General features: G+C 67.0%; 5 protein-coding genes and 2 pseudogenes. All 7 read left to right on the forward strand.

Translation table 11 applies throughout. The features are described from left to right. Nucleotides 1-372: 372 nt before the first annotated feature. A complete protein-coding gene (locus ACTWP6_RS29850; protein WP_443189590.1) occupies nt 373-1080 on the forward strand; it encodes a helix-turn-helix domain-containing protein in 708 nt (235 codons plus the stop codon). Nucleotides 1081-1155: 75 nt separating this feature from the next. Continuing rightward, nucleotides 1156-1305, forward strand: a pseudogene (locus ACTWP6_RS29855) (NAD(P)-binding protein); the annotation flags it as partial. 146 nt (nt 1306-1451) lie between these two features. Then, the gene (locus tag ACTWP6_RS29860) at nt 1452-2711 is read left to right on the forward strand and encodes a DUF2254 domain-containing protein (RefSeq protein ID WP_443189591.1); all 1260 of its coding nucleotides are present in this window, start codon (nt 1452-1454) and stop codon (nt 2709-2711) included. 207 nt (nt 2712-2918) lie between these two features. Further along, nucleotides 2919-3272 carry a DUF1801 domain-containing protein gene (locus ACTWP6_RS29865; RefSeq protein WP_260752952.1) on the forward strand — a complete coding sequence of 118 codons (354 nt, stop codon included), beginning with the start codon at nt 2919-2921 and terminating at the stop codon, nt 3270-3272. Nucleotides 3273-3317: 45 nt separating this feature from the next. Beyond that, entirely contained in the window at nt 3318-3836 is a 519-nt protein-coding gene (locus ACTWP6_RS29870; protein WP_260752950.1) for a hypothetical protein, read from the forward strand. Then, nucleotides 3763-4224, forward strand: a complete 462-nt coding sequence (locus tag ACTWP6_RS29875; RefSeq protein ID WP_260752948.1) for a hypothetical protein — start codon at nt 3763-3765, stop codon at nt 4222-4224. Before ACTWP6_RS29870 ends, ACTWP6_RS29875 begins: the two co-directional genes overlap by 74 nt. 121 nt (nt 4225-4345) lie before the next feature. Then, nucleotides 4346-4618, forward strand: a pseudogene (locus ACTWP6_RS29880) (transposase); the annotation flags it as partial. Nucleotides 4619-4743 lie beyond the last annotated feature (125 nt).

The raw sequence follows: 4743 nt of genomic DNA on the forward strand, positions 1-4743 counted from the left end.
GCGGCAACAGCACCAGTGGCCAGCATCGACATGCCCAGAACGGTACCGGCTGTATCAGATCAAATGAGAAAGGCGCGCCGATGTGTCACATCAAATGAGAATGCTTCTGATCGGATGAGAACTGACAACAGCCGCACGTAAAGTGCGCCCGGCCGGACCTTGCCGCTGGTAAGCGTTGTGCCGATAAGCCACATTATGTCACCTTAACCGCGTATTGCATCGGATGAATCATCACCCACCCGCGCCGAGCAGCAGGCGGCTGTCGGATGACGACTTATTTGAGACTTTGACACCCTAGTTGAGACTCAGTGACAGATAGTTGAGACCGTCGGGTCCGTCAGCTTGTCGTACCCCTGCAATATTGTCTGGCTCATGTCCAGTTGCACGTCCGTGGAGTCATCGGCGCAGATCGGGATCGACACGGTCTCGTGGATCACCGCCGAAGGGAACGAACGATCGGCTGCGGTGTCGCCCGCCTTGCTTCATGAGCATTTCCACCGAGCTCTGCCCTGGCGTTCCGGCGTCCAGTTTCAGAACCGGCTGAATCGGCATTCGCGACAGTATGTCGCCTCGCAGCGCACACATGTGTGGTGCGAATCAGGCCTGGAGGCCGAATCCTTACTGTCGCTGGACTTCGACGGCCTGGTTCGCCAGATCGCCTCGCAGCCCATGAAAATCAGCTTCGCCGACGGCTCGACCCACTTCCCTGACTTCTTCGCCACGCTCCGCAGCGGCGACCAGGTCCTCTATGACGTCAAACCATCGGGTCGCATGACCGATGCGACGACGGTCGAGCAGTTCGCGAAGACGGCGGACGTATGTCGCATGGACGCGGTCGCCCGGCTTCTGATGCTGCATGCGCGCACGCTACAACGGCAGCTCGCGGCAGCGGGGACTTCGTTTGAACAGATCGTCGATGAAGAACGCCGCAACAAATCACTGCGCCTGTTGGTCGGCACGGAACTGCCGATCGGGCAGATCGCCGCGATGATCGGGATGAACGAGCAAGCGTCGTTCACTCGCGCCGCGCGCCGCTGGTGGCAGACCACCCCGTCGCAGATGCGGAAACGCCGCCGCTAACTGTTTGTCATCAAATGACAATTGAATGTCGTTCAGCGACAAATCTGTGGGCCCTGGCCGCGCGAAAGTTGACCCATGACTACACGCGAAACCGTGCCTCGGCCGGCACCGCTTCCAGCTCACGTCGACGTACTCGTCGTCGGCGCCGGCCTGTCCGGCATCGGCGCCGCCTACCGGCTGCAGACCGAATGCCCCGACCGTTCGTACGTCATCCTCGAAGCCCGCGGGGAAGGCGAGCCCGGGGCACTTCTGGCCCGACGCCCTTCCTCGTATGGCGTCACGTGACCGGAGCCCTCTGGCTCGGCACGACAGTGGCCTGCCTGCCGCCGACCGGGAGATGGTCGCGGTATGCGAGCGTCGCCCGCGGGGCAATGACCGCAGATGACCAGCGTGCGCAGGGCGTCATGAGCCGGTTCTGGAACAGCGTCCGGAACCGGTTCTGGGTGGTACCGCTGTTCTTCGCGGCGTTGGCGACCGCGCTCGGGCTGGGGCTCGCCGCGCTCGACGACCGGCTCGAGACGTCCTTCAGCGTGCCGTTCCTCTTCACCGGTGGCCCCGAAGGAGCCCGGGCGGTCCTGTCGGCGATCATCACCTCGATGATCTCGTTCACCGGCCTGGTGTTCTCGATCACGATCGTCGTGCTGCAGCTGACGAGCAGCCAGTTCTCGCCCCGGGTGCTGAGGTCGTTCCTCCGCGACTGGGTCAACCAGATCGCCCTCGGTGTCTTCGTCGCCACGTTCGTCTACGCGCTGGTCGTCCTCCGCGCGGTGCAGGGCACGGCCGACGTCGACCCGTTCGTCCCTCAGCTCTCGGTGACCGCGGCGTTCGCGTTCGTCCTCGCCAGCGTGGTCGTCTTCCTGATCTACATCGACCACATCGCGCAGTCGATCCGGGTGGCGACGATCATCACCAGGATCGCCCGGGACACCCGCGACCTCCTGGAGCGCCGCTTCCCGGCCGCCGCCGAGCCACCCTCACGGCTGCCGGTGCCGGCCACCGGTGGCCGCCCGGTGAGCGCCGACCGGCCGGGCGTGGTGCAACGGGTCGACGAGGATGCGCTGGTCCGCGCCGCCGACGAGCACGGAGCCACCATCTTCCTGGTGCGGTCGCTCGGTGAGTTCGTGCCGGCGGGCGCCACCCTGATGGAGGTCCACGACGCCGAGGTTCCCGACGAGGACTCCTTGCGTGCCGCGGTCCGGCTGGGGACCGAGCGCAGCCTGGAGGAGGATCTGGGCTTCGGCCTCCGGCAGCTCGTCGACATCGCGGAACGGGCGCTGTCGCCCGGCATCAACGACCCGAGCACCGCCGTCCAGGTCCTCGACCAGCTGCACGACCTGCTGCGCCGGCTGGCCACCCGTGAGCTCCCGCCCCGGCAGGTGACCAGGAACGGGCGGCTGCTCCTGGACGTCCCAGAGCCCTCGTTCGCGGACTACCTGGCCCTGGCCATCGACGAGATCGCGCACTGGGGCGAGGATGCCGAGCGAGTGCAGCGCCGCTTGCGGGCGATGCTGGTCGACCTGCGTGACGCGGCGCTCCCGCGGCATCGTCCCAGGATCACCGAGGCGCTCGAGCGCATCGGCGGCTCTGTGCCGTCCGACGAGCCGCCCGCGTCGGACACCGGGCTGCGGTAGCGGTCCACGCGGGTCGGTCCAGCCAAAGGCTCACGATCCTCTATCCTGGCCACGGTGGTGCACCACCGATCGCGCTCCCACGGGGTCACCCACGTGAATCATCGCGGAGAGACCTGAGCAGCTCAGGACATGTCCGGATGGGGTGCGGGGAATGACGCCGACTCCACTGCACCGGCACGCCGACACCGGCGGACGAGAGGACATGACATGTCGTCGAAGGACGAGAAGAACCTGGCACAGGTGATCGACAAGATCGAGAAGATGGACGAGCCGCGGCGCTCGACGATGCGGCGGGTGCACGAGGTCATCATGGCCGCGGCGCCCGCGCTCAAGCCACGCATCTGGTACGGGATGCCCGCCTACGCGAGGTCGGCGAGCACGCCGGTCCTGATCACGTTGCGCAACGACGAGCGGATGAACCTCGCTCTCACCGAGAAGGCCCCCTTCCGGCCGGCCGGCGGTGACGAGGGGCAGCTGATGCCGGCCGCGTGGTACTTCGAGACGGTGGACGACATCACCGAGAGGCGCATCGCCGAGATCGTCCGCTCGGTCGTCGACTGAGCGGTTTCGCTCCCGTCCTCGACCGACGGGCCCTACGGTCACCGCATGGGATTCCTCGACAAGCTGCGCGGCGGTTCGGACAACGCCATCACCCTCGACGTCCGGCCGGCGGAGGTGGCGCCTGGGGACGAGGTCGCGGTCCGGTTCGAGGTCACCGGGCAGCTCGACGCGAAGGCCCGCGGCGTGCGGGTCGCGTTCGAGGCCACGGCGAGCTACAAGGCGAAGGTCACCCGCACCTACGGGCCGTCCGAGGACGAGAACGTCTCGACGGTCGAGGAGTGGCAGAGCTATCAGCTGCACCACGAGGAGCGTGAGCTGCCGGCGCAGGCAGGTCCCGGCGAGCTGACGTTCAAGGGTGCCGGCGGACGCGCTCCCGAGCTCGGCCGGCGCCGTCACCTGGACGGTCTCCGCCCGCATCGACCGGGAGCGGGGGATGGACAAGGTCGTCCGCCAGGACGTCGCCGTGCGGCACGGCGCCGACGGCCTGCCGGTGGCACGGGCGCCGCAGCAGCACGAGGACGGGCTCACCCTCGACGAGCTGCCGGTCGCGGTGCGGGCCGGTGAGGCGCTGACCGGGACGCTCACCGTCGCCGTGCCCAAGGACGTGAGCGTCACCGCCGCCCGGATCCGCCTGCACCGCAGGGTCACCTACACGGCCGCCGCGATGAGCGATGGCAGCATCTTCGGTGACGGCGACGCGCTCGACGCCTACACCTTCTCCGGCGACGGCCACATCAAGACCGACCTGAAGGTCGCAGAGGTGGACCTCGCGGGCAAGCGCGAGTTCCAGGCCGGGACCGTCGAGCAGCTGCCGTTCTCGATCGAGGTGCCTGTCGACGCCGGCCCGACGACGGCGCACCAGTACGCCCGGGTCGAGTGGCGCGTCGAGGGTGTGCTGGACCGGCGGATGCGAGGCGACCTCGCCGTCGAGACGCCGCTGGTCGTCCTCTAGCCTCGACGTTTCGTGAAATAGGCTGTTGACACGACCTGTAATGCACGGAAGTGCCTGTCCTGCTTGAGAAAATGTGACTTGTCTAGGGTCCATGTTCACAAAGCGGGAAGGCACTCCGTAGGTGAAGCGTAGCGCGGTTCGTTCTCTGCTGGTGGATTCAGGTCGCGAGTCGTTGGTCTCGTCGGCCGGCGGGCTGCTGTTGGCTCGGACGCTGCACGTCTCGGGACTGGAAAAGGCCATGTCAGAGGTCTTGAAGCGGTGGCGGGCACCACGAACCCTGCACGACCCGGCCAAGGTGCTCACCGATGTCGCGATCGCGGTGGCACTCGGCGGTGACTGTGCCGCCGATATCGCGGTGGTGCGTGCTCAGCCCGAGCTGTTCGGGGCGGTGGCTGTTGGCCGTCGCTCAGGATGCAGACGATGGCGTCACTGTGGATGCAGACGTGATTTCGGGGGTCGGTCTGCATTGTGACGGGGTAATCGTCGCGGCGACGCGGTGGTCGTCATGGTGACGACTGT

The sequence above is a fragment of the Mycobacterium sp. 4D054 genome (genome assembly GCF_052245755.1).
Classification (GTDB): domain Bacteria; phylum Actinomycetota; class Actinomycetes; order Mycobacteriales; family Mycobacteriaceae; genus Mycobacterium.